At 62.2% G+C, this 24,159-nt stretch carries 23 protein-coding genes; 22 read left to right on the forward strand and 1 reads right to left on the reverse strand.

What is annotated here, in order from left to right:
* The first annotated feature begins 32 nt into the window (after nt 1-32).
* The 22 genes from ehuA to CN933_RS24230 all read left to right on the forward strand — a co-directional run bounded on the left by ehuA (nt 33) and on the right by CN933_RS24230 (nt 23,155).
* Entirely contained in the window at nt 33-818 is a 786-nt protein-coding gene (ehuA, locus tag CN933_RS24125) for an ectoine/hydroxyectoine ABC transporter ATP-binding protein EhuA (protein WP_018098470.1), read from the forward strand.
* Between the two features lie 58 nt (nt 819-876).
* Nucleotides 877-1,728, forward strand: coding sequence for an ectoine/hydroxyectoine ABC transporter substrate-binding protein EhuB (gene ehuB, locus CN933_RS24130; RefSeq protein WP_003525887.1), 852 nt, complete (start codon nt 877-879; stop codon nt 1,726-1,728).
* Nucleotides 1,729-1,831: 103 nt separating this feature from the next.
* Complete coding sequence (gene ehuC, locus CN933_RS24135; RefSeq protein WP_003525889.1) at nt 1,832-2,491, forward strand: ectoine/hydroxyectoine ABC transporter permease subunit EhuC; 660 nt, start codon at nt 1,832-1,834, stop codon at nt 2,489-2,491.
* 2 nt (nt 2,492-2,493) lie between these two features.
* Entirely contained in the window at nt 2,494-3,156 is a 663-nt protein-coding gene (gene ehuD / locus CN933_RS24140; RefSeq protein WP_018098471.1) for an ectoine/hydroxyectoine ABC transporter permease subunit EhuD, read from the forward strand.
* Complete coding sequence (eutA, locus tag CN933_RS24145) at nt 3,156-3,941, forward strand: ectoine utilization protein EutA (RefSeq protein ID WP_102762647.1); 786 nt, start codon at nt 3,156-3,158, stop codon at nt 3,939-3,941. Before ehuD ends, eutA begins: the two co-directional genes overlap by 1 nt.
* A complete protein-coding gene (gene eutB, locus CN933_RS24150; RefSeq protein WP_102762648.1) occupies nt 3,938-4,942 on the forward strand; it encodes a hydroxyectoine utilization dehydratase EutB in 1,005 nt (334 codons plus the stop codon). Before eutA ends, eutB begins: the two co-directional genes overlap by 4 nt.
* Nucleotides 4,939-5,928 carry an ectoine utilization protein EutC gene (gene eutC / locus CN933_RS24155; protein WP_018098474.1) on the forward strand — a complete coding sequence of 330 codons (990 nt, stop codon included), beginning with the start codon at nt 4,939-4,941 and terminating at the stop codon, nt 5,926-5,928. Before eutB ends, eutC begins: the two co-directional genes overlap by 4 nt.
* A gap of 42 nt (nt 5,929-5,970) precedes the next feature.
* On the forward strand, nt 5,971-7,152 hold the full coding sequence (gene doeA / locus CN933_RS24160) for an ectoine hydrolase DoeA (protein WP_018098475.1): 1,182 nt from the start codon (nt 5,971-5,973) through the stop codon (nt 7,150-7,152).
* Between the two features lie 4 nt (nt 7,153-7,156).
* A complete protein-coding gene (gene doeB, locus CN933_RS24165; RefSeq protein WP_018098476.1) occupies nt 7,157-8,161 on the forward strand; it encodes a N(2)-acetyl-L-2,4-diaminobutanoate deacetylase DoeB in 1,005 nt (334 codons plus the stop codon).
* 406 nt (nt 8,162-8,567) lie between these two features.
* Nucleotides 8,568-9,842 (forward strand): MFS transporter, encoded by a 1,275-nt coding sequence (locus CN933_RS24170; RefSeq protein ID WP_018098477.1) that lies wholly within the window; start codon nt 8,568-8,570, stop codon nt 9,840-9,842.
* Nucleotides 9,843-10,095: 253 nt separating this feature from the next.
* Nucleotides 10,096-10,836: a FadR/GntR family transcriptional regulator gene (locus CN933_RS24175; RefSeq protein WP_050563214.1), complete on the forward strand. Its 741-nt coding sequence runs from the start codon at nt 10,096-10,098 to the stop codon at nt 10,834-10,836.
* Between the two features lie 34 nt (nt 10,837-10,870).
* On the forward strand, nt 10,871-11,845 hold the full coding sequence (locus tag CN933_RS24180; RefSeq protein WP_018098479.1) for a sialic acid TRAP transporter substrate-binding protein SiaP: 975 nt from the start codon (nt 10,871-10,873) through the stop codon (nt 11,843-11,845).
* A gap of 67 nt (nt 11,846-11,912) precedes the next feature.
* A complete protein-coding gene (locus CN933_RS24185) occupies nt 11,913-12,485 on the forward strand; it encodes a TRAP transporter small permease (RefSeq protein ID WP_018098480.1) in 573 nt (190 codons plus the stop codon).
* Between the two features lie 5 nt (nt 12,486-12,490).
* A complete protein-coding gene (locus CN933_RS24190; RefSeq protein WP_018098481.1) occupies nt 12,491-13,897 on the forward strand; it encodes a TRAP transporter large permease in 1,407 nt (468 codons plus the stop codon).
* A gap of 14 nt (nt 13,898-13,911) precedes the next feature.
* The gene (locus CN933_RS24195; protein WP_026168974.1) at nt 13,912-14,955 is read left to right on the forward strand and encodes an L-idonate 5-dehydrogenase; all 1,044 of its coding nucleotides are present in this window, start codon (nt 13,912-13,914) and stop codon (nt 14,953-14,955) included.
* 9 nt (nt 14,956-14,964) lie between these two features.
* Nucleotides 14,965-16,173, forward strand: a complete 1,209-nt coding sequence (gene uxuA / locus CN933_RS24200) for a mannonate dehydratase (RefSeq protein WP_018098483.1) — start codon at nt 14,965-14,967, stop codon at nt 16,171-16,173.
* Nucleotides 16,174-16,422: 249 nt separating this feature from the next.
* The gene (locus CN933_RS24205) at nt 16,423-18,117 is read left to right on the forward strand and encodes a putative bifunctional diguanylate cyclase/phosphodiesterase (RefSeq protein ID WP_018098484.1); all 1,695 of its coding nucleotides are present in this window, start codon (nt 16,423-16,425) and stop codon (nt 18,115-18,117) included.
* 72 nt (nt 18,118-18,189) lie between these two features.
* On the forward strand, nt 18,190-18,708 hold the full coding sequence (locus CN933_RS24210; protein WP_100672339.1) for a ubiquinone biosynthesis methyltransferase UbiE: 519 nt from the start codon (nt 18,190-18,192) through the stop codon (nt 18,706-18,708).
* Nucleotides 18,705-19,883 carry a class I SAM-dependent methyltransferase gene (locus CN933_RS24215; RefSeq protein ID WP_102762649.1) on the forward strand — a complete coding sequence of 393 codons (1,179 nt, stop codon included), beginning with the start codon at nt 18,705-18,707 and terminating at the stop codon, nt 19,881-19,883. Before CN933_RS24210 ends, CN933_RS24215 begins: the two co-directional genes overlap by 4 nt.
* A complete protein-coding gene (locus CN933_RS24220; RefSeq protein ID WP_102762650.1) occupies nt 19,880-22,240 on the forward strand; it encodes a SpoIIE family protein phosphatase in 2,361 nt (786 codons plus the stop codon). The genes CN933_RS24215 and CN933_RS24220 overlap by 4 nt, the downstream gene beginning before the upstream one ends.
* 4 nt (nt 22,241-22,244) lie before the next feature.
* Complete coding sequence (locus CN933_RS24225; RefSeq protein WP_102762651.1) at nt 22,245-22,802, forward strand: slr1658 superfamily regulator; 558 nt, start codon at nt 22,245-22,247, stop codon at nt 22,800-22,802.
* A gap of 14 nt (nt 22,803-22,816) precedes the next feature.
* Entirely contained in the window at nt 22,817-23,155 is a 339-nt protein-coding gene (locus tag CN933_RS24230) for a slr1659 superfamily regulator (protein ID WP_026168975.1), read from the forward strand.
* Between the two features lie 36 nt (nt 23,156-23,191).
* Here the strand turns inward: CN933_RS24230 and CN933_RS24235 are convergent, their stop codons facing one another.
* Nucleotides 23,192-24,103, reverse strand: coding sequence for an SMP-30/gluconolactonase/LRE family protein (locus CN933_RS24235; RefSeq protein ID WP_102762652.1), 912 nt, complete (start codon nt 24,101-24,103; stop codon nt 23,192-23,194).
* Nucleotides 24,104-24,159: the final 56 nt, after the last annotated feature.

Genomic DNA, 24,159 nt, shown 5'->3' on the forward strand with positions numbered 1-24,159 from the left:
CATGCGCTTCAGTCTCAAAGGGAGAGGCGTGAATGTCCCAGCCGATCATTCGCATCGACAACATCGTCAAGCGATACGGTTCCCTCACCGTGCTCGACGGCCTGTCGATGGAGGTGATGCCGGGCGAGAAGCTGGCTCTCATCGGGCCGTCCGGTTCGGGTAAGACGACCATCCTGCGCATTCTGATGACCCTCGAAACCATCAGCGACGGTTTCATCCAGGTCGACGGCGAGCATCTCTATCACATGAAGAAGGCGGGCAACCTCGTCCCTGCCGACGAGCGGCATCTTCATAAGATGCGCGAGAAGATCGGCATGGTCTTCCAGCACTTCAACCTGTTTCCTCATAAATGCGTTCTCGACAACGTTACGCTGGCGCCGATGCTGACCAAGGGCATGGCGCGCGCTGCGGCGGAAAAGCGCGCGATGGAACTGCTCGACATGGTGGGCTTGGCCGACAAGGCTAAGAGCATGCCGGCACAGCTTTCCGGCGGGCAGAAGCAGCGTGTGGCGATAGCCCGGGCGCTGGCGCTCTCACCCAAGATCATGCTTTTCGACGAGGTCACCTCCGCGCTCGATCCCGAGCTCGTGGAGGAAGTCCTGAACGTCATGCGCAAGCTCGCATCCGAGACGGACATGACCATGCTGCTCGTCACCCACGAGATGGGCTTTGCCCATGATTTCGCAGACCGGGTGCTTTTCTTCGACCGCGGCAAAATCGTGGAGGAGGGAAAACCCGAGGACATTTTCCGGCATCCCAAGCAGGAGCGCACACAGACTTTCCTGCGCAAGATCATAGCGGCAGGGCACCGCGTCTAAGCCTTACGGCCGACATTGCCTCAAGGAAAACATCGAGAGAACAGAGGAGTTGGGAACGATGAAACTGAGAGATTTTATGGCAATGGCGGCAGGCGCCACCGCGTTGATGGCAGTTGCTGCGGCGACGCCAGCCGCCGCGGACGAGAACAAGCTCGAGGAGCTGAAAGAGCAGGGCTTCGCGCGCATCGCCATCGCCAACGAGCCGCCCTTTACCGCCGTCGGAGCCGACGGCAAGGTCTCCGGTGCAGCACCGGATGTCGCCCGCGAGATCTTCAAGCGGCTCGGCGTTGCCGACGTCGTCGCCTCCATTTCCGAATACGGCGCGATGATCCCGGGCCTGCAGGCCGGGCGCCATGACGCAATCACCGCCGGTCTCTTCATGAAGCCGGAACGCTGCGCCGCCGTCGCCTATTCGCAGCCGATCCTCTGCGACGCCGAGGCCTTCGCGCTGAAGAAAGGCAACCCGCTCGGACTTAAGAGCTACAAGGACATCGCCGACAATCCGGACGCCAAGATCGGCGCGCCGGGGGGCGGTACCGAGGAGAAGCTGGCGCTCGAAGCCGGCGTGCCGCGCGACCGCGTCATCGTGGTGCCGGATGGCCAGAGCGGATTGAAGATGCTGCAGGACGGCCGCATCGACGTCTACTCGCTGCCGGTCCTTTCGATCAACGATCTCGTCTCCAAGGCGAACGACCCGAACGTCGAGGTGCTGGCCCCCGTCGAGGGTGCGCCGGTCTATTGCGACGGCGCCGCCTTCAGAAAGGGCGACGAGGCGCTCCGTGACGCCTTCGATGTCGAGCTCGCCAAGCTGAAGGAGTCGGGCGAATTCGCGAAGATCATCGAACCCTATGGCTTCTCGGCCAAGGCTGCGATGTCGACCACCCGCGAAAAGCTCTGCGCCGCGAAATAAGCCCCGGGCTGGGGCTTCCCGCCGCCTTCCGTTCGCACCACGCGGAGGAAGGCGGTGTGGGCGGCGACGACCAAGCCGAAACTCTGACTGGAACAACGAAACGATGATCGACTGGTCCGGCTATATCGGATTGATCCTGCAGGGCGCCTGGGTGACCGTGCAACTGACCCTCATGGGTTCGGCGCTCGCCGTCGTGGTTGCCTTCGCTGCCGGCCTCGGGCGCCTCAGCCGGTTCATGGCCGTGCGCGCGCTTGCCACGACCTATATCGAATTCTTCCGCGGCACTTCCATTTTCGTGCAGCTCTTCTGGGTCTATTTCGTATTGCCGTTCGCCGGCATAACGCTGACGCCGCTGCAGGCGGGCGTCCTCGCGCTCGGCCTCAATGTCGGTGCCTATGGAGCGGAGGTCGTGCGGGGCGCGGTAAAGGCGATCGGCCGCGAGCAGCGCGAGGCCTGCATCGCGCTCAACCTAACGCGGTTCCAGGCGATGCGCCACATCGTCCTGCCCCAGGCGCTGCCCCTGATGCTGCCGACCTTCGGCAACAACGCCATCGAGCTCTTGAAGGGAACGGCGGTCGTGTCGCTGATCTCGCTCAGCGACATGACGTTTCAGGCCCAGGTGGTCCGCGCCCAGACCGGGAGCACGCTGATCCCGTTCGCGACTATCCTGCTGCTTTATTTCGTCATGGCCTGGCTGATCTCGCTCGGCATGCGGTGGCTCGAGAGGCGCGTTTCGCGCGGCCTCGACGGTGTGAGGGTCTGACCATGGAATGGGACTGGGAATTCGTCCGCCAGATCATGCCGACCCTCATCGAGGGGCTGAAGATCACGATCCTCGCGACGGCGCTCGGCTCGGTGGTCGCAGCGGTGATCGGCCTTGTCTTCGCCATCCTGCGGATGACCGCACCGGCTCCGATAGCGCGTGTCACGAGCTTTGCCGTCGAGTTCATCCGCGGAACGCCGCTGCTCGTGCAGCTCTACTTCATCTTCTACGTGCTTCCGGACATCGGAATCCGCCTGCCTGCGCTGGTCGCCGGCGTCATCGGTCTCGGCATCCACTACGGCACCTATGCCGCCGAGGTCTATCGTGCCGGCATCGAGAACGTGCCGCGCGGACAATGGGAGGCGGCCAAGGCGGCGAACCTCACGACCCGGCAGACCTGGATACACGTGATCCTGCCGCAGGCGATCCCGCCGATGATACCGGCGCTCGCCAATTACCTGATTGCCATGTTCAAGGAGACACCCCTGCTTTCGGCAATCACGGTGCTCGAACTGATGAACCAGGCAAAGAGCATCGCCAACAGCAATTATCGCTATATCGAGCCGATGACGCTGGTCGGGGTGTTCTTCCTGATCATGAGCCTGATCTCGGTCTTCTTCCTGCGCTGGCTCGAAGAGCGTTATTCCCGGGTGGAGGAGCGCTGATGAGATCCCCTGTCGCCCTCTCGCTTGCGGCGCGCAGGCCGCGTCTCGACGATCGGCCGCTCGACAAGCGGATCGGCCTCGTCATCCTCGCCACCGACCATACGACGGAAGTCGATTTCCAGCGCATCGTCGCGTCGGACCGGATCGGGGTCTATGTCACCCGTATCCCCTACGCCAATCCGGTGACGCCGGAGAATCTGCGGGCGATGCAGCCGTCGCTCACCGAAGCGGCAGCCTTGATCCTGCCGGACGAGACCCTGGACGTCGTCATGTATTCCTGCACCTCGGCCTCCGTGGTCATCGGCGACAGGGAGGTGGCTGCGGCGATCAAGGCCGCAAAGCCGGAGGCGGCCGTCGTGACGCCGACGGCTGCTTCGGTCCAAGGCTTGCGTGCATTGGGCGCAAACAGGATTTCGGTGCTCACCCCTTACACGATCGAGACCAGCCGGCCCATGGCCGACTATTTCGCCGAGCGCTGCTTCGCAATCGACAGGTTTACCTGCCTGGGTCTTACCGACGACCGTGAGATGGCGCGGATCAGCCCGAAGGAGATCGTGGCCTTCGCAAAGGATGCGGCAGCGCCGGAATCGGACGCGCTCTTCATTTCCTGTACTGCCGTTCGCGCGGCAGGCGTCATCGCCGAAATCGAGCAGGCGATCGGCAAGCCCGTCGTCAGCAGCAATTACGCCACCGCCTGGGCTTGCCTCCGCCTTTGCGGCGACCGGGAAGCACGCCCGCAACTCGGACGGCTGATGGAGCTGCCACTCGAGGGGGAAAGGCCGTGAGCGCTTCTCTCCCCGTGACGATCGACGACATCGAGGTGGCGGCACGACGCATTTCCGGCCGTGTACTTACGACGCCGCTGGCAATGTCGGGCTCGTTGAGCGAGCTCTGCGGCGTGCCCGTCGGCTTGAAGCTCGAGCACCACCAGACGACCGGAAGCTTCAAGCTGCGCGGCGCGACCAATGCGGTGCTTTCGCTTTCTGCCGGCGACCGTGCGCTCGGCGTGATCGCGGCCTCGACCGGCAATCATGGCCGGGCACTTGCTCACGCGGCAAAGGCGGAAGGCTCGCTCGCCACGATCTGCATGTCGCATCTGGTGCCCGTGAACAAGGTCTCCGAAATCAGACGCCTCGGCGCCAATGTGCGGATTGTCGGCAATTCCCAGGACGAGGCGCAGGAAGAAGTCGAACGGCTCGTTGCGGAAAATGGTCTCGTAATGGTGCCGCCCTTCGACCATCCGGCGATCGTCGCAGGGCAGGGGACGCTCGGACTCGAGGTCGTGGCGCAGATGCCCGATGTTGCCATGGTGCTTGTACCCGTCTCGGGTGGCGGGCTGGCGGCCGGGGTGGCGGCAGCCGTCAAGGCGCGAAGACCGGCGACGCGTGTCGTAGGCCTGACGATGGAGCGCGGCGCGGCGATGAAGGCGAGCTTCGCCGCCGGCACACCCGTGCTCGTCGACGAACAGCCGAGCCTTGCGGATTCGCTCGGCGGCGGCATCGGCCTCGACAATCGCGTCACGTTCCGCATGTGCGGGGACCTCCTCGACGACATCATCCTTCTGACGGAAGCCGAAATCGCCGCCGGCATGCGCCACGCCTATGCCGAGGAGCGCGAGATCGTCGAAGGGGCGGGCGCCGTCGGCATTGCGGCGCTTCTCGCCGGCAAGATCAAGGACGTCGACGGTCCCATCGCGGTCATTCTCTCGGGGCGCAACGTCGACATGGACCTGCACCTGCGCGTGATGAACGGCGAAACGGATCCATTCCGCGAGGAGACGGCATGACACGGATGAAGATACTGACCGAGGCGGAACTGCGCCGCATCGTGCCGCTCGATCGCGAAGCGGTTGCCTGCGTCGAGGATGCGTTCCGCGCTCTCGCCACCAAGGCGGTGGCGATGCCGCCCATCCTGAGGCTCGATATTCCGGAGCACCGCGGCGAGGTGGACGTCAAGACGGCCTATGTGCCGGGGCTCGACGGCTTTGCGATCAAGATCAGCCCGGGCTTCTTCGACAATCCGAAGATCGGCCTGCCGAGCACCAACGGCCTGATGGTGCTTCTGTCCAGCAAAACCGGGCTGGTGCAGGCGCTGCTGCTCGACAACGGCTATCTGACCGATGTGCGTACGGCGGCGGCAGGGGCGGTCGCGGCGAAACATCTGTCGCGGGAAGATTCCTCGGTGGCCGCGGTCTTCGGCGCCGGCATGCAGGCAAGGCTTCAGCTCGAAGCGCTCGCGCTCGTGCGCCCGATCCGGGAAGCACGCATCTGGGCCCGCGATGCGGCCAAGGCTGAAACCGCGGCCACTGCTTTTGCCGGGAAGCTCGGCTTTCCGATCAAAGCCGAAACCGATCCGAGAGCGGCCATCGCAGGTGCCGACGTCATCGTCACCACGACGCCGTCCGAGACGCCGGTCCTCAAGGCCGAATGGCTCGAGCCGGGGCAGCACGTCACGGCCATGGGTTCGGACGCCGAACACAAGAACGAACTGGACCCGCATGCGATCGCCCGCGCGACTTACGTCGCCGACAGCCTCAAACAGACACGCAGGCTCGGCGAGCTGCATCACGCGATTGCCGCTCATCTCGTGTCGGCGGAGGCCGAGTTCCCTGAACTCGGCCAGGTGATCGCCGGCCTGAAACCCGGACGCACGCGCGCCGACGAGATCACCATTGCCGACCTGACCGGCACCGGCATCCAGGACACGGCCATCGCCACGCTCGCCTTCGCGCGGGCCAACGCGGCGGACGCAGGCACCACATTGGAAAGTTGAGACCGGCACCCTGCAAGGGGCCGGAAGAACGAGGGAAGAGACATGACCCAACCCAACCTCAAATTCTCCCTTGGAGAATATGAAGCGCGGCTTGCGAAGACCCGAAAGGCGATGGAGGCGAAAGGCGTCGACCTCCTGATCGTGAGCGATCCTTCCAACATGGCCTGGCTCACCGGCTATGACGGCTGGTCCTTCTACGTGCATCAGGCGGTCATCGTGCCGCCTTCGGGCGAACCGATCTGGTTCGGCCGCGGCCAGGATGCGAATGGCGCGAAGCTGACTGCCTATCTCGATCACAAGAATATCGTCGGCTATCCCGACCACTACGTGCAGTCGACCGAACGCCACCCGATGGACTATCTCTCGGGCATTCTCGCCGATCGCGGCTTTGGTTCGCTCAGCATCGGTGTCGAAATGGACAACTACTGGTTCTCGGCGGCCGCCTTCGCCTCGCTGCAGAAACACCTGCCCAATGCGCGTTTCAGCGACGCCACGGCGCTGGTGAACTGGCAGCGTGCGGTCAAGAGCGAGACCGAGATCAAATACATGCGCAACGCGGCGCGGATCGTCGAAGCCATGCATCAGCGCATCTTCGACAAGATCGAAGTGGGTATGCGCAAGTGCGACCTGGTGGCGGAAATCTACGATGCGGGTACGCGCGGCGTCGACGGCATCGGCGGCGACTATCCGGCGATCGTGCCGCTTCTTCCTTCCGGCGTCGAGGCATCAGCGCCGCATCTCACCTGGGACGACCGGCCGATGAAGCGGGGCGAGGGCACCTTCTTCGAAATCGCCGGCTGCTACAACCGCTATCATGTGCCGCTGTCGCGCACGGTGTTCCTGGGTAAGCCGACCCAGGCCTTTCTGGACGCCGAGAAGGCGACGATCGAGGGCATGGAGGCAGGGCTTGCCGTCGCGAAACCGGGCAACACCTGCGAGGACATCGCGAACGCCTTCTTCGCTGTGCTGAAGAAATACGGGATCGTCAAGGACAACCGCACGGGCTACCCGATCGGTCTTTCCTATCCGCCGGATTGGGGCGAGCGCACGATGAGCCTGCGTCCGGGCGACAAGACGGAACTGAAGCCGGGGATGACATTCCACTTCATGACGGGGCTCTGGCTCGAGGATATGGGCTTCGAAACCACCGAGAGCATTCTCATCACCGAGAGCGGTGTCGAGTGCCTCGCCTCCGTGCCGCGCAAGCTGATGGTCAAGGACTGAGAGCATGAGGGAGCACCACTTGCGGCCGTCGCCGATCAGCGCGACGGTCGATTTCGAGGCCGATGGCGTCCAGCACGGCTTCCTGCGCCTTCCCTATAGTCGCGATGATTCCGCCTGGGGTTCGGTGATGATTCCGATTACCGTGGTCAAGAATGGGGAGGGCCCGACTGCCCTCCTTACGGGCGGCAATCACGGCGATGAATACGAGGGGCCGATCGCGCTCTTCGATCTCGCCCGCAAGCTGGATGCGGCCGACGTCGAGGGAAGGGTGATCATCGTTCCGGCGATGAATTACCCGGCCTTCCAGGCGCAGACGCGGACGTCGCCGATCGACAAGGGCAACATGAACCGCAGCTTCCCGGGGAGGCCGGATGGAACGGTCACCGAGAAAATCGCGGATTACTTCCAGCGTGTCCTGCTGCCGCTCGCCGACATCGTGCTCGATTTCCATTCGGGCGGGAAGACGCTCGACTTCCTGCCCTTCTGCGCGGCGCACATCCTGCCCGACAAGGCCCAGGAAGCGAAAGCTTTCGACTTCGTCCGGGCATTCGGGGCACCCTATTCCATGAAGATGCTGGAGATCGACGCGGTCGGAATGTACGACACCGCGGCCGAGGAGATGGGCAAGATCTTTATCACGACGGAGCTCGGCGGTGGCGGTTCGGCGACTGCCCGGACTGCTTCAGTCGCAAAACGCGGCGTAGCGAACGTGCTGAGGCATGCCGGGATACTCAAGGGCGAGATCGAGGCGGAACCCACCAAATGGCTGGACATGCCCAGCGACGATTGCTTCGCTTTCGCGGAGGATGGCGGTCTCGTCGAGTTCCTCATCGACCTTGGCGAAGCGGTCGACCGCGGCGCAGTGATCGCGTGCATCTATCCGATCGGACGCACCGGTGTCGCACCGATCGAGGTTCGAGCCAAGATGGATGGCGTTCTGGTGGCCCGACATAACCCCGGGCTGATCAAGTCGGGCGACTGCTGCGCAGTCCTGGGTGTCGAGGTATAGATCTAGTCCAGCCCGGAGTCGTAGGACTTCTTGCAAGAGACCCGTCTCCGGACTTGCTCCGGACGGCGGGTCTTTGCTTATCTGCGAAGCGCAAGTGCGGCCTGCACGATAATTGGGCATGACGTGGCGGGCGGCCCAATATTTGGCCATCACGGCAAAGTGCATGAAACCCGGGCCGGCTAATCTTTTGAATTCTCTCCCGCCTTCTGCGGATTTCGGTTTGGCACGCTGCTTGCATCCAATGTTTTGAGCCCGAGCAAGCCACCGGTGGCGCCCAATGTCGCGCGCCATGAGCAAGGTTGCCGGAGAGGATCGACGCGCCCCTTTGGGTGAGTGCGATGCCTGTTCGCGGCTATTCCCATGATCAACGACGCGTATCGCGCGAGCTATCGCGCAGGGAGATATCATGTCCGCTCTTCACCAGACGCAGTCGACCTACAAGGGCGCATCAGGACGCGCCTTGTGGGTCTCAACGGGTGCATTTACGGTCTGTTTCGCCATATGGACCATTTTTTCGATCATCGGCGTGCGCATAAAGGATGAACTCGGCCTGAGCGAAGCCGAGTTCGGCCTCCTGATCGGCATGCCGATCCTGACCGGTTCGCTCGTCCGCATCGTGCTGGGCATCTGGACCAGCCGCTATGGCGGCCGCCTCGTCTACACGCTCACCATGCTGGCGGCCGCACTCGCGACCTTCCTGCTCGCTTATGCCACGACCTATCCGCAGATGCTCCTCGCAGGACTCGGCGTCGGACTGGCGGGAGGCTCCTTCGCCGTGGGGGTCGCCTATGTCTCGCCTTTCTTTCCGCCGGAAAAACAGGGCACGGCTCTCGGGATATTCGGTGCCGGCAACGTCGGAGCCGCGGTCACGAAATTTCTGGCGCCATTCGTTCTCGTCGCCTTCGGCTGGCAGGCGGTCGCGCAGGTCTGGGCGGCCGCGCTCCTTCTCACGGCGGTTGTCTTCTGGCTCTCGACGGAAGACGATCCTCAGTTCCGTGCCCGCCGCGATGTTGGTGCACCCAGGAAGAGCTTCCTTAGCGAATTCGAGCCACTCAAGAACGTTCAGGTCTGGCGCTTCTCGCTCTACTACTTCTTTTCCTTCGGTGGTTTCGTGGCGCTCGCGCTCTGGCTGCCGCGCTATCTCGTCGGCGTCTACGGTTTCGACATCGAGACCGCGGGCATGATCGCCGCCGCCTATTCCATTCCCGGCAGCATCTTTCGCGCCTATGGCGGCGCTTTGTCGGACAAGCTCGGGGCCCGCAAGATCATGTATGCGATGTTCGCCGTGTCTGCCGTCGCGACCGCCATTCTCTCGATACCCGCAGGTGGGGCCGGCGGTGCGATGCCGATCCTGGTGACCCCGGTCGTCTTTGTCGTCGTAACCTTCGTGCTCGGCTTCGTCATGAGCCTCGGCAAGGCGGCGGTCTACAAGCACATACCCGTCTATTATCCCTCCCATGTGGGCGCCGTCGGCGGCATCGTCGGCATGATGGGCGGGCTCGGCGGCTTCGTCCTGCCGATCGCCTTCGGCTTCCTTAAGGATGTGACCGGCCTTTGGTCCAGCTGCTTCATGCTGCTCTTCGTCATCGTAGCCGTCTCCATGGTCTGGATGAATGTCTCGATCCGGCAGATCAAGCGCGAGGCCGACCGAGGTGTCCCGGCCGGCGCGCTTGTGCGATAGCCGTTCGGATCGTCGCTCCGCGGGGCCGTCGTGGTCCGGGGATCCATGCGTCGCGATATCCACTTCCCCTGCAGGGATAGCCAATTCCCTGCCGACTGCCCGGCATTCAGTGCCGGGCATTTTTGTTGGAGGCGGAACTTGTCGTGAGGCGGCCCAGCGGTCACCGTTGACACGGACGCAAGCACGAGTAATGTGGAGCGATTGGTATGACCACTTGGCCACCTGGCCGCAGGTCGCCTCAACGGGGATCATGATGTTCTCTGCCGTGGAATCGCGTCGCCTCTATCGCCAGGTGGCGGATCAGATGCGAGCCCTGATCGAACGGGGCGAACTGGCGCACGGGTCGCGGCTTCCGGCGGAGCGCGAGCTGGCGCAGATGTTCGGCGTTTCGCGACCCACCATCCGAGAAGCGCTGATAGTGCTCGAAGTGGAAGGCTTCATCGACATCCGCATGGGTTCGGGCATCTATGTGACGGCGCGTCCGGCGCCGGCGGCCGATGCGCCGCCCGAGGATTTCGAAGGCCCTTTCGAACTGCTGCGGGCCAGGGCCGTGGTCGAATGCGCCATCGCCGAGGAAGCGGCCCGGCTGGCACGCCCGGAGCATATCTCCGTTCTCGACGACAATCTTGCCCGGATGGCCGCCACACTCGAGGATCGCCGCCTCGCGCTTGCGATCGATCGCGAGTTTCACGTCATCGTTTCGAGCATCATCGCCAATGCGACTCTGAACCGCTTCGTCGGCAGTATCCACGACATGCGCATGACGCCCTATTTCGAAAAGCTGGCGAGCTATTTCGAAAACACCGAGACCTGGCGGGCTGCGATGGAGGAGCATCGCGTCATCCGCGACGCGATCGCGCTCGGGGATCCCGCCGCCGCGCGCGCAGCCATGCGGGCGCATCTCGACCAGTCTCAGCTTCGCCTGTCCGCAAGCTTCGATGAGGAGCCGTCAGACAGCACGATACCCGCCGCGTGGAGGCGCGTCGGGCGGTAATCCACACAGACTTCACTTTGGGAGGAGGAAAAAGATGACGATCAGACTGTTGACGCTACTCGGTGCCACCGCGACGATCCTGGCATCGGCCCTATCGGCTCATGCCCAAACGGCGCTCAAATGGGCCCATGTCTACGAAACGTCGGAGCCGTTCCATACCGAGTCCGTCTGGGCGGCGGAAGAGATCGCCAAACGCACCGAGGGGCGTTACAAGATCGACGTGTTCCCGGCGTCGCAGCTCGGCAAGGAAGCGGATATCAATCAGGGCCTGAAGCTCGGCACCGTCGATATCATCATTTCGGGCTCGAGCTTCGCCGCGCGCGATTATGCGCCGATCGGCGTCACCTATTTCCCCTATATCTTCCGCGACCCCGCCCATATGATCGCCTATACCAAAAGCGACGTATTCAAGCGTCTGGCCGCGGGATATGAAGAGGCCTCGGGCAACCACATCACCGCCGTCACCTATTACGGTACGCGCCACACCACATCGAACAGGCCGATTGCCAAATGCGCCGACATGCAGGGCCTGAAGATGCGTGTGCCGGACGTTCCGGCATATCTCGCCATGCCGCGGGCCTGCGGTGCCAACACCACCCCGATCGCCTTTGCCGAGGTCTATCTCGCGCTCCAGAACGGTACCGTCGAGGCTCAGGAAAATCCGCTGACGACGATCGAGGCGAAGAAGTTCTTCGAAGTGCAGAAACATATCGTTCTGACGGGCCACATCGTCGATCATCTGAACACGGTCGTTTCGAAGAACCTCTGGTCGCAGCTCTCCGATGCCGACAAGCAGATCTTCACCGAGGTGATGCAGGAGGCCGCCGTGCGTGCCACCAAGATCATCGAAGAGCGCGAAAAGGAGCTCGTGGCCACCTTCAAGGAGCGTGGCATCGAAGTGACCGAGGTCGACAGGGCCGACTTCGAGAGGACCGTCAATGAAAAGGTGAAGCTCGAAGACTTCGGCTACAACAAGGAAGACTGGGAGGCCATCCGCGCCATCAAGTGAACCACTCTCGCCGGCTCGCCCTCCATGGCGGGCCGGCGTTTCGTTTTTCCAGACGCCGGATGATGCCATGTCCCAGGAAGTCCATTTGCAAACGACGCCCGAAGAAATCGCCCATGCCTTCGAAGAGGCTCCGCCAGCCGCGGATCTCTCCAACTATGCCTTCGAGGATTGGGTGACGCTCGCCGTCTTCTGGCTGATGGCCGGATGCGTGTTCCTGCAGTTCTTCACGCGTTACGTGCTCAACGACTCCTATGCCTGGACAGAGGAGATCGCCACCAACTGCCTGATCGGCGTCGTGTTTCTGGGCTCCGTCATGTGCGTGCGGCTGTCGCGCCACATCCAGGTCGACGTGCTCTACCATTATCTGCCGCCGACCGTCGCCCGTACCCTGGCGATCTTCGTGGATCTGGTGCGTATCGTCTTCTTCGCCTATGCCTGCTGGCTGATGTGGCGCTACGTGGCGATCGTCGCCCACGAACGTATGGTCACCGTCGACCTGCCGCGCAACATCGTCTTCTATAGCGTGATGGCCGGTTTCGTTCTGATGCTGATCCGCTCCGTCCAGGTCTTCGTGGCCAATCAGCGCCGCGGCTATTCGGTTCTCGAAAAGCCCGAAGAATTCCACAAGGTCGAGGACTGATCCCCATGCTCCTGCTCGTCGGTTCCTTTCTCGTCCTCATGCTGGTCGGCGTTCCCGTCGCCATCTCCATGGCTGCAGCGTCGGTCCTCTATCTGGTTTCCTACAATGTCGCGCCCGACATCATCGCGGCGCAGCGGATGATTGCGGGCGTCGAAAGCTTTCCGCTGCTTGCGGTGCCCTTTTTCATCCTGGCCGGCAACCTCATGAACTCCGCCGGCGTCACCGGCCGCATCTATTCCTTCGCGGTCGCCCTCGTCGGCTGGATGAAGGGCGGGCTGGCACAGGTCAACATCGTCGGCTCGGTGATCTTCTCGGGCATGTCGGGCACCGCGCTTGCGGACGCCGCGGGCATCGGGACGATCGAGATCAAGGCGATGAAGGATCACGGCTATCCGGTCGAAGCGGCGGTCGGCGTTACCGCCGCTTCGGCGACGCTTGGTCCGATCTTCCCGCCGTCTCTGCCCTTCGTCATCTACGGCATGATGGCGAACGTCTCCATCGGGGCGCTGTTCATGGCCGGTGTCGTGCCGGGCGTGGTGATGACGGTGCTGATGATGCTGACGGTGGCGATCTTCGCCTATAAACGCGGCTGGGGCTCGGATACGCCTTTCGAAATGAAGCGGCTGCTTGCGGCTTCGCTCGAGGTCGTGGTCGTGCTTGCCGTTCCGCTTCTCATCTATCTTCTGATGGCGGCCGGACTGTCGATGAACCTTGCGGTCGGCATCGCACTCGTGGTGCTGCTGGCCCTCGACTGGTATTTCGACTTTTCCGCCGTCATGGCGCTGATGACGCCCATCATTCTGATCGGCGGCATGACCATGGGGTGGTTCACGCCGACGGAAGCGGCCGTCGCCGCCGTGATCTGGTCGCTGTTCCTGGGTCTGGTACGCTACCGCACGATGACGATGTCGACGCTCGCCCGCGCGACCTTCGACACGATCGAGACGACGGCATCGGTGCTCTTCATCGTCACGGCGGCGTCGATCTTCGCATGGCTCCTGACGGTCAGTCAGGCCGCGCAGATGCTCTCCGGCGCGATCCTGACGATCACCGACAACAAATGGGTTTTCCTCATCCTGGTGAACCTTCTGATGCTGTTCGTCGGCTGTTTTCTCGATACGATCGCGGCAATCACCATATTGGTGCCCATCCTTCTGCCATTGACCGCCCAGTTCGGAATCGATCCCGTGCATTTCGGCCTGATCATGACGCTCAACCTGATGATCGGCCTGCTTCACCCGCCGCTCGGCATGGTGCTTTTCGTACTGTCGCGGGTGGCAAAGCTCTCGGTCGAGCGGACGACCATGGCGATCCTGCCATGGCTTGTGCCGCTGTTCATCGCTCTCATTCTGATCACCTTCGTTCCGGCTGTGGTATTGTGGCTGCCGCAGTCCGTGGGACTGATCCGCTGATGTCGGGAGCACACATGCGCACACGCCTTGCCCGGCTTTACGGCCCACGCGATCTTCGGCTGGAAGTCGCCGACGTTCCTGCGCCGGGGGATGGCGAGGTGCTGTTGAAGATGGCCGCAGGCGGCATTTGCGGCTCGGATCTTCACTATTACCAGGAAGGGGGATTCGGGCCCGTACGGGTTCGTGAGCCGATCATACCCGGCCACGAGGCCTCGGGCCGCGTCGCGGCGCTCGGGGCCGGCGTCTCCGGCCTTGCTATCGATGATCTGGTGGCGGTCAATCCGAGCCAGCCTTGCGGGACCTGCCGCTTTTGCGGCGAAGGCCTCCCGGTCCACTGCCTCGACATGCGCTTCCTGGGCAGTGCAATGCGTCTCCCCCACACGCAGGGCATGTTCCGCGACTGGCTGGTGGTTCCGGCCGTCCAATGTCATCCCGCGGGCTCGCTGGTCAGCCCCGGCGAGGCAGCCTGCGCCGAGCCGCTGGCCGTCTGTCTTCACGCGGTCGCCCAGGCCGGCGAGATCCGAGGAAAGAAGGTACTCGTCACCGGAGCGGGGCCTATCGGCGCGCTCGTGGTGGCGGCGGCGCGCCATGCGGGAGCCGATGAGATCGTCGTGACGGATCTGGCCGATGCGGCACTCGACAGGGCGAAGGCCATGGGCGCGACCCGCATCGTCAATGTCCGTCGCGATCCGGCTGGACTTGCCGTATACGAGGCCGATAAGGGCCAGTTCCACGTGGCCTTCGAGTGCTCGGCAGCCGAACCTGCACTGCGCAGCGCGGTCGCGGCAGTTCGGCCGCGCGGCACGATCGTACAGGTCGGCGTGACGGGCGAAATCAACCTGCCGCTCCATTCGCTGGTCGGCAAGGAATTGCGGCTCGTCGGATCGCAGCGGTTCGACCGAGAATTCGCCATTGCCATCGCGCTCATCTCTAATCGCCGGATCGACGTGCGGCCGATCATGTCCCATCAGTTTCCGGTCGACGAGGCGGTTCGGGCGTTCGAGCAGGCCGGCGATCGATCCGCTGCATGCAAGGTGCAGCTGACATTTCTTTCCTGAGGAGTTCACATGCGACATACATGGCGTTGGTTCGGGCCGGTGGACCGGGTGAGCGTTCAAGATGCAGCGCAAGCCGGTGCGCACGGGATCGTCAGCGCGCTGCACCATATTCCGACCGGCGACGTCTGGCCCGTTGAAGAGATCGGCAAGCGGCAGGAGGAGGTCCGCGCAGGCGGGTTGGAGTGGGAGGTTGTGGAAAGCGTGCCCGTTTCCGAGTCCATCAAGACCCAGACCGGTCCTTGGCGCGAGCACATCGCCAATTGGCAGGAAACGCTGCGCCGTCTTTCATCCGCCGGCATCCACACGGTTTGCTACAATTTCATGCCGGTCCTCGACTGGACCCGCACCGATCTGCGCTGGACCGCGCGCCACGGCGCCAAGGCGATGCGCTTCGACCGCATCGACTTTGCGGCCTTCGACCTCCATCTCCTTGAGCGGCCGGGCGCTTACGAGGACTACGACGCGCCGACGGTGGAGGCGGCCGAGCGGCGGTTTCGTGAAATGACCGAGGAGCGGCGGCTCGCGCTCTCCCGCAATATCGGCGCGGGGCTTCCCGGCTCCGCCGACGGCTACAGTCTGCCGCAGCTTCGAGAGCATCTGCGCACCTATGACGGCGTCAGTCGCGAAAAACTGCAGCGTCACCTGGTAGAGTTCCTCGCGGAAGTGACGCCGGTGGCGGAACGGGCGGGCATCAACATCTGTGCCCATCCCGACGATCCGCCCTGGGCGCTGCTCGGCCTGCCGCGCATTCTCTCGAACGCCGAAGATTACGCCTTTATGCTGCGGGAGGTCGACAGCCCGGCCAATGGCGTCACCCTCTGCACGGGTTCTCTCGGCGCCCTTGCCGCCAACGATCTGCCGGCCATGGCCCGCCAGTTCGCGTCCCGAATTCATTTCGTCCACCTGCGCAACGTCCATCGCGAGGAGGAACGGACACCCTGTTCCTTCTACGAGGACGAGCATCTGGAGGGCGACACGGACATGGTGGCCGTCATTGCCGAACTGCTCAAGGAAGAGCAGCGGCGGCGCGCCGCCGGACGGTCGGACCACCAGATTCCGATGCGGCCGGATCACGGGCAGGAGATTCTCGACGATCTCTCCCGTGGGGCCCAGCCCGGCTATCCGGCGATCGGCCGACTGAAAGGGCTCGCAGAATTGCGCGGCATAGAGAGGGCTCTCTCGCACGCGACGTATGGTCTGCCTGCCGCGAGAAGTTGATCCTTGCGCCGTAGCGTCCGGAAACCGGTCCGACAAGATGGATCGGCCGCGGCTGCGTGCCCGCAGCCGAGTTCAACCCTTAGCCATCTTTCCGCCGGAATCACGCAAATTAACTCTCTGCAGTCGTGCGCCATTGACCGCGACACGTTCCGCGATAATTTTTCTGGGAATGGCAGGGTTGCATCGAAGATAGCGAACTGTAGCCTCAGGGGCTTGCTCGGGCGACACGGAACGGAAGGAAAGGCGAGGATGCCGGACGGCGATACGACACTGCCTGCTTCATCTTCCGTCGAGTCCGACTTTTTCGCCGGTTCCGACGAACTTGTCTCGCTTTATGACGCGAGTTTTCAGCTCGTCGAATGCACGCCGCGGCACAGACAGACCTATGCCGTTGATTCTCTCGTCGAGGCGTCCCTTTGGTACATCTATCCGGAACTGCTGGCGCCCGGACCGAAGTCCGCCGTCGAATTCGTCGTCGCAAGCGGATTGCCGCGAACCGTCGAGATTGCCCATGCATCGACCGGGAGCCGACGCACGCTCGTCATTTTCCGCAGTGCGCGCGGCATCGGGGTCGTCGAAGTTGAAAGCAGTTCCACCTACCGCGAAGCGTTCAGTCAGGGCGAGAGCGACCGTGCTCTTCTCCTGCATCAGGCGACCCATGACGTTCTCACTGGGTTGCCTAACCGGCGGCAGTTCAGCGATCAGCTGCGGGGCGCATTGCCTGTGCCGAACGGCGTCCGATTGGCGCTCATGCAGATCGACCTCGACGATTTCAAGCCGATCAACGACACATTGGGACACGGGGCAGGCGACGCCGTTCTCAAGATGGCGGCGGACCGGATCAGGAGCGTCCTGAGGGATCGGGAATTCGCCTACCGTCTGGCCGGGGACGAGTTCGCGGTCATTCAGTGGAGGGCCGATCAGCCGAGCGAAGCAGAACGTCTGGCAGACGCACTGATCAACGCGTTCAAGGAACCGTTCACGGTCGAGGGCATCAACGTCTTCGTCGGAGCAAGCGTCGGAATTGCCGTCGCGCCGGCGGACGGCAACGAGGTCGAGCAACTGATGAAAGCTGCCGATATCGCGCTTTATGCTGCGAAGAAGGACGGTCGGGGCCGGTCAAGCACGTTCAGCCGCTCGATGCTCATGGTGCTGGAACAAAGGGAAATGTTGCGCCGAAGCCTGCGCACCGCCCTTCAGGAGGGGCAGTTCTTCCTTGAATATCAGCCCTTGGTGAAGCCCTCCTCGGCGGTGGTCGGCTTCGAAGCTCTTTTGCGCTGGCGTCACCCGCTGGTCGGCATCATCCCTCCGAGTGTCTTCATTCCGATGGCGGAAGCCGACGGTTTGATGAGCGACATAGGGCGATGGCTGCTGGAGCGGGCGTGCCGGGCTGCCATGGACTGGCCGTCCCACTTCACGATCGCCGTCAATCTCTCTCCCGCCGAATTCCTTCACGAGGGGCTTACGGACCGCGTGGCCCAGACGCTCGACCTGGTCGGCATGCGCGCAGACCGTCTCGAGCTCGAAATCACCGAGTCGGTGCTTCTGGAGCGTACGACCAACAACCTCGATACGCTCAATACTTTGAATGTATTAGGCGTGCAGATTTCGCTTGATGATTTCGGCACCTTCTATTCGTCGCTGAGCTACCTGAAGAATTTCCCCTTCGACACGATCAAGATCGACCAATATTTCATCAGGGACCTGGAAAGGGACGAGAAGAGCCAGACGATCGTGCGCTCCATCATCGCGCTCGCCCACGGCCTCGGCATGGATGTTACCGCCGAAGGAGTGGAGACCGCGGAGCAAGCAGCCTGGCTCAGGAATGAAGGCTGCGATCGCCTGCAGGGATATTTTTTAGGGGTGCCTATGCGCGCGGAAGCGATAGCCGACTTTCTCCGCAAAACGCCGGCCATCCCTGCGGCAGGTCTTCAGCGAAGATGAGCGGGTCAATGCCGGAATTATTTAGTATAGCCTTTGAATCTCGTGGCGTTTTTGCGTAAGGGAGGGAGCCGCATGCACGGAGCCGAGAACCAGCCCACGGAAGCCGCTTTCGAGCCCTTGCTCCAGTTCGAGATGGAGATGGGCGCCTTTCTTTCCGATTGGAACCATTGCGATCAGCTGTCGACCTTCATGGCGCGAATGATAAGTCACAATCGCACTGATCCCGTTCGCCACTCGAATTTCTTCTCGTCCGCCCTGAACGAACTCCTCGAGGTCTCGTTTCGCAGCGGCTCGCCCGACGGCCGGATCGGCTGTGCGGTTTATCGATGGGGGCCGACGGAGCGGGTGGAGCTTACGTTCCCGTGCCCGCCCGGGCAGAGGCAGTTTTATCGCGAGGCGGTGTCGAAGACCCGCGACGGCGACGCCCATGCGCGCTACCTTGATTCCATCTCCACTGATCTCGCACCGAGTCGCGAGGCCGTTCTTCTGGACTTGTCGATCAATTTCGATGCCGACGTCCGGCTCGACGAAAGCGATCCGCCATCGATCACGCTTGTCGTGGATCTGCCTCTTGAAGGAGTGGTGAGGTGAGTACGACAGCGTTTGCAGTTCCCTTCAAGGTGGAATTCGACCCGAATAGCCAGGAATTCGCTCTTTCCGGGGTGATGCGGCCGCGCTCGGCCGACGAGATTGCCGCATGCATATCGATGCTCAAAGGCGCAATCGAAGAGGTGCGGGGCGTTCTCTACATCAACGTCAAGCGCCTGGTACAGATGAACAACACGGCCTATCACGCCTTCGCGCGCGTCCTTCTCGATGCCTGTCGCACGCGGTCGGACATTCGCTTCGTCGTCGTGACTTCGAGCGTCGTGGGCTGGACCGAGCGCATGTTCGCTCATTTGAACAAGATCGAGCCGCAAGTGACCGTCGAGGTCTACGACTCGAAGTTCTATCCCGGGCAGAGCTTCGTGGAAAACACGAGCTTTATCCCGATCCTGCGCACGCAAACGAAACTGACCTGGCGCCACGAGCGCACGATCCTCCCGCGTCATGGCCTGCGCCCGGGTATGACGATGGCAGACATATGTTGCGGCATCGGCGACTTCGCCATGCTGGTGCGAAAGGAGTTCCAGCCGGCACGCATCGTCGCGCTCGACCATTCGAAGGCGAGCCTCGCCTATGCGCGCGACGTGGCATCCGGATTCGGCGTCACGGATATCGAATATACCTATGGCGATGCTTCCGAGATGCTGCTCGAGGATAATCAATTCGATTTCGTCACCTGCCGCCATTCGCTGCAGATCTTCAACCAGCCGGATGTGCTGCTGAAGGAACTCTTCCGGATCTGCAAGCCGGGCGGGCGGGTCTATATAACCAACGAAAAAAATTCGCACTGTCTCGGCGAACCGCGCGCGCAGAGCATCCAATGGACCTACAACGAGGTCGCGAGGCTGTTTAGCCATTTCGAAATGGATGTTGAGTTCGGACCGAAGAGCAAGCGCTATCTTGTCGACGCCGGCTTCGACGATATCGTCGTTGAATCGTTCATGGTCACCAATCTCGACGGAGACCCCCAGGACTTCGCCGATATCATCGCGGCCTGGGAGAACGTCTATGCCGGTGAAATGGCCGTAAAGCGCGGCGACCCGCCAGAGTTCGTCGAACGTTTCCGGCAGGGCTTCCGGGACCACATATTCGCGGCCCTCCATCCCAAGGGTTATGCCGGCTGGCCGATCTGGGCCGCCTCAGGGCGCAAGCCGCTATGAGCCTGCCCGGGGAAAACACCTCCCGTTTGGGCCTGCGCTCCTTCCGCGCCAAGTTCGTGCTGGTCGTCGGAAGCGCGGTGCTTTTTGATCTGCTCGTGACCGGCGGTCTTGCGCTCTGGAACGTGCAGAGACTTTCCCGCGACGCGGCGGCGGAAGTCGGCCGCGGCCTTGAGGAGGCCAACCAGGACTATATCCGCTCCTATGCGGCAACCACGGCTGCTCGGGTCAACCTGCTGCTCAACCAAGTCCACTCCGATGTGGGCACACTGGCGGGGGTTCTTCAGGAGCAGATCGATCGGCCGGTGAGAAAATCGGAAATCGGGGAGGCAATGGCGCGCGGCGCGCCGGGAACCGTGACGGTCGCGTATGATCAGAAAGGCGGATGGGCTCAGAACCTGCCGGGCCCTCCATCGGTCGTCAGCGTCTGGGGCTATCTTCTTGACCAGAATCACGTTCCGCTTCCCGACGTGCAGACGGACATCGAGAACAGCGCGGTTCTAGACCTTGTCGCGCCGAGCCTGCTCGCAAACGGTCAGTCGAAACTGCAGATGTACTATATCGGCCCGAAAGAGCGACCGATATTCAGGACGGCGCCCTATACGGACCAGGCCCAAACCTTCGATAAGCTCTACCCGGGACACAATTCGGCGGAGTTCTGGTCTTTCTTCTTTCCCGGGCTCTACGAATCCTGGGAACAATGGGTGCATGATCCGAAATCACGTCCCGTGAATGGCGACGTCACTCAGACGGCGCCCTATACCGACGCGATAACCGGCAAGCTCATCGTGAGTTTCTTCCAGCCGCTGTGGTCGCGCGACCGCAGCCGTGTGCTGGGCGCTGCCGGCACGGATATCACGCTCGACCAGCTGGCCGAGATCGTCGAGAACGTTAAGGTTGCCGAGACCGGCTTCGGCTTTCTGACGATGTCAGACGGCAATGTCGTTGCCATCAATCCGGTTGGAGAAAAGATCATTGGCCTTCGGGCTTCGAACGCGGCTGCCAGCGGAGGTGTGACGGGTCTCGATCGCTCTCTCCGTCGCAGCGCCCAGCCGGAAATTGCACAATTGCCCTTGGGCGAGGATGGCCTGCTCAAGCATATTTTCCTCGAGGAGAACGGCGAGAGGGTACCCTATCTGGTCGTGCTGAAACAGTTGCAGCCGACCAACCTTTGGGCATCCGGCCCGGTCCGCCGTGAAGCGATGCTGCTCGGCATCGCCGTGCCCGAGCGGGAAATCTACGCTTCGCTGTTTGCCGCCCAGGCCGGGATCTCGCAGGCGACCAACCGGATATTGATTTATCAGGTCCTGGCGCTCCTCGTATCCCTGCTTTTCGTCATTGCCGCCGTATTCGCCATATCCAAGCGGATCACCGGCGGCATAAGCGCCCTTGCCAATGCCGCCAAGCGCATCGAGGCCAAGGACTATTCGGTGCGGGTCGACATTCCGACGCGTGACGAGGTCGGTGACGCCGGCGCCGCCTTCAATCGTATGGCGGAAGAGATCAGCTTCCACACCGAGAACCTCGAACAGCTGGTCGAGGATCGGACGAAAGAGATCGAGGAGGCGAACCTCCAGATATCAGCGCTGAACCAGCAGTTGCGCAGCGAGAACCTGCGTCTCGGTGCGGAACTCGCCGTTGCCCGCCATATCCAGATGATGGTCCTGCCGAAGGCCGGCGAACTCGAGGAAATTGCAGAACTGGAGATCGCCGCCTATATGCGACCCGCCGACGAGGTCGGCGGCGACTATTACGACGTGCTGAAGGACGGAAAGCGGCTGAAGATCGGCATCGGCGACGTGACGGGGCATGGTCTCGAGAGCGGCGTGCTGATGCTGATGGTCCAATCCGTAGCCCGCGCCTTGCAGGAGATGGGCGAGATGGAGCCGGCGCAATTCCTCAATCGCGTGAACCGGGCGATCTACAAGAACCTCGTCAGGACCAGGACCAACAAGCATCTCTCCCTGGCATTTCTCGACTATGACGGCGCAAGGCTGACGCTCTCCGGTCAGCACGAGGAGCTGATCGTCATCAGAGATCTGGAAAGGGTGGAGCGGATCGACACTCTCGATCTCGGTCTGCCCATCGGTTTGGAGCCGGATATTTCCGCCTTTGTCGCAACGCGCGAAATCTCCTTCGGTCGCGGCGACATGATCATCCTCCATACCGATGGCGTGACGGAGGCGGAGAGCGGAACCGGCGAACTCTTCGGCATCGAAAGGCTCTGCGAAAGCGCGCGATGCCGCTATGGCAGCAGCGCCGAGGACGTCAAGTCCGGTATCATCGAGGATTTGATGGCGCATATCGGTACCCAGAAAATTCATGACGATATCACTCTGGTGGTGATGAGGCACAGGTGAGCGTATGACGACCTTATATGGACTGGAGGACCTTGCCGTCGGCACGGGCGAGAATTCGACGAAACTACGTCTCTTCGACGGCCCGCTCGATCTCGGTTGGAAGCATTGCGCGATGACGTCCGACTTCGTCGCCGAGTTCGCGGCTCTGCGCTACAAGACGTCCCGCGGCCTCTACAAGGAAGTCCGGCACAATGTCGGCTATCTGACAAACGAGCTGATAGAGAACGCCGTAAAATTCCGTGCAGGCGGCGAAATCGTCGTAGAGGCGGCGATCGCCTCCAACACGTTCCGAACCAAGATTTCCAATCTTGTCGACGAGGGCACGGCCGACAAGTTCCGGCATCTGCTTTCTGAAATAACGATAGGAGATCCGTCCGACCTTCTGATTGAGCGGATAGAGGCGAACGCAACGGGATCCGGCTCCGGTTCCGGCCTTGGACTTTTGACGCTCATGAGCGATTATGGTGCACACTTCGCCTGGATATTCGGATCCGGCGAAGCGGATGGCAAGATCCCGCTGGAAACCTATGCTTCGATCGCCATCCCCGACCTCTCGAATTGACGGACAACAAAAACATGGAAATCAAGGAAGACGAATATCGCGTTTGGTCGGAAGACAAGGACATCTATTTCGACGGGACGATGCGCTTGCCGAGCACCGAAGCCTACGCCCCGATTTTCTCCCTCGTAATGGACATGCTCGAAGCCGAGCCGGAGCGCATGACCGTGGATCTCACGGGGCTGCAGTTCCTCAATTCCTCCGGAATCAACCTGCTCGCGAAGCTCACCATCGAAGCGCGCAAGCGGCCGAACATCCAGTTTACCGTTCGCGGAAGCTCCGAGTTCCCCTGGCAGACGAAGTCCCTGCCGAACCTCAAGAAACTCCACCCCGGCGTCGATCTGAGGCTAAGCTGAAGGGCGCTCCCCCAGTTCGAAGGCGTGCTGAAGGCATCACGGATACTGCACGCCGTTCGTTGCCGTGTAGATGGAATAGAGCGACCGGGTGGCCGTAATGAAGAGGCGGTTCTTCTTGGGACCGCCGAAGGTGAGGTTCGATACCGTCTGCGGCACGAGGATCTTGCCGAGCAGGGTCCCGTCGGTGTCGAAGCAATGCACTCCGTCGGCTGCACTGCACCAAAGATTTCCCGCCACGTCGAAACGGAAGCCGTCCGGATTGCCGTTGTCGATGGAACAGAAATAGCGGCCGTTTGCGAGGACGCCGCCAGCGGCGACGTCGAATACGCGAATATGGCGAGGAACCTCGTGCTTTGCAGATCCCGAGTCGGCAATAAAGAGCCGCGCCTCGTCCGGTGAGAAGGCGAGCCCGTTCGGTTGGATGAAATCGCTGACGACGGCTTTGATAGCGCCGGATAGAGGGTCGATGCGGTAGACGTTGCGTGTCGGCTGTTCCGGTTCCGCTTTGTGGCCCTCATAGTCCGATATGATGCCGTAGGTCGGATCGGTAAACCAGATCGAGCCGTCGGAGTGCACCACGGCATCGTTCGGCGAATTGAGCCGCTTTCCTTCATAACTGTCGGCGAGCACGGTGATGCGGCCGTCATGTTCCGTGCGGGTCACGCGCCGGCCGCCGTGCTCGCAGGAGATCAGGCGGCCCTGGCGGTCGCGCGTGTTGCCGTTTACGTAGTTCGAGGGGGAGCGGAAGACGGAAGCGCCGCCGTGCGGCGTCCACCGCATCATGCGTTGGTTCGGTATATCGCTCCAGATCAGGCAGTCGAGGTCGGAAAACCAGACCGGCCCTTCCGCCCAGCGGCAGTTGCGATAAAGTTCTTCGAGCGCTGCGCTGCGAACGATCAACGAACGGAAACGTTCGTCGCGAATGTCGTAGAGCGGATTGTCGGCCAATGCTGTTCCTCCATTTCCCGAGAGCCTTGGCGTGCGTGCGGGCAAATATCACCGGC

Origin of the sequence: Sinorhizobium sp. M4_45, from assembly GCF_002885915.1 — a bacterium.
GTDB lineage: Bacteria > Pseudomonadota > Alphaproteobacteria > Rhizobiales > Rhizobiaceae > Sinorhizobium > Sinorhizobium meliloti_A.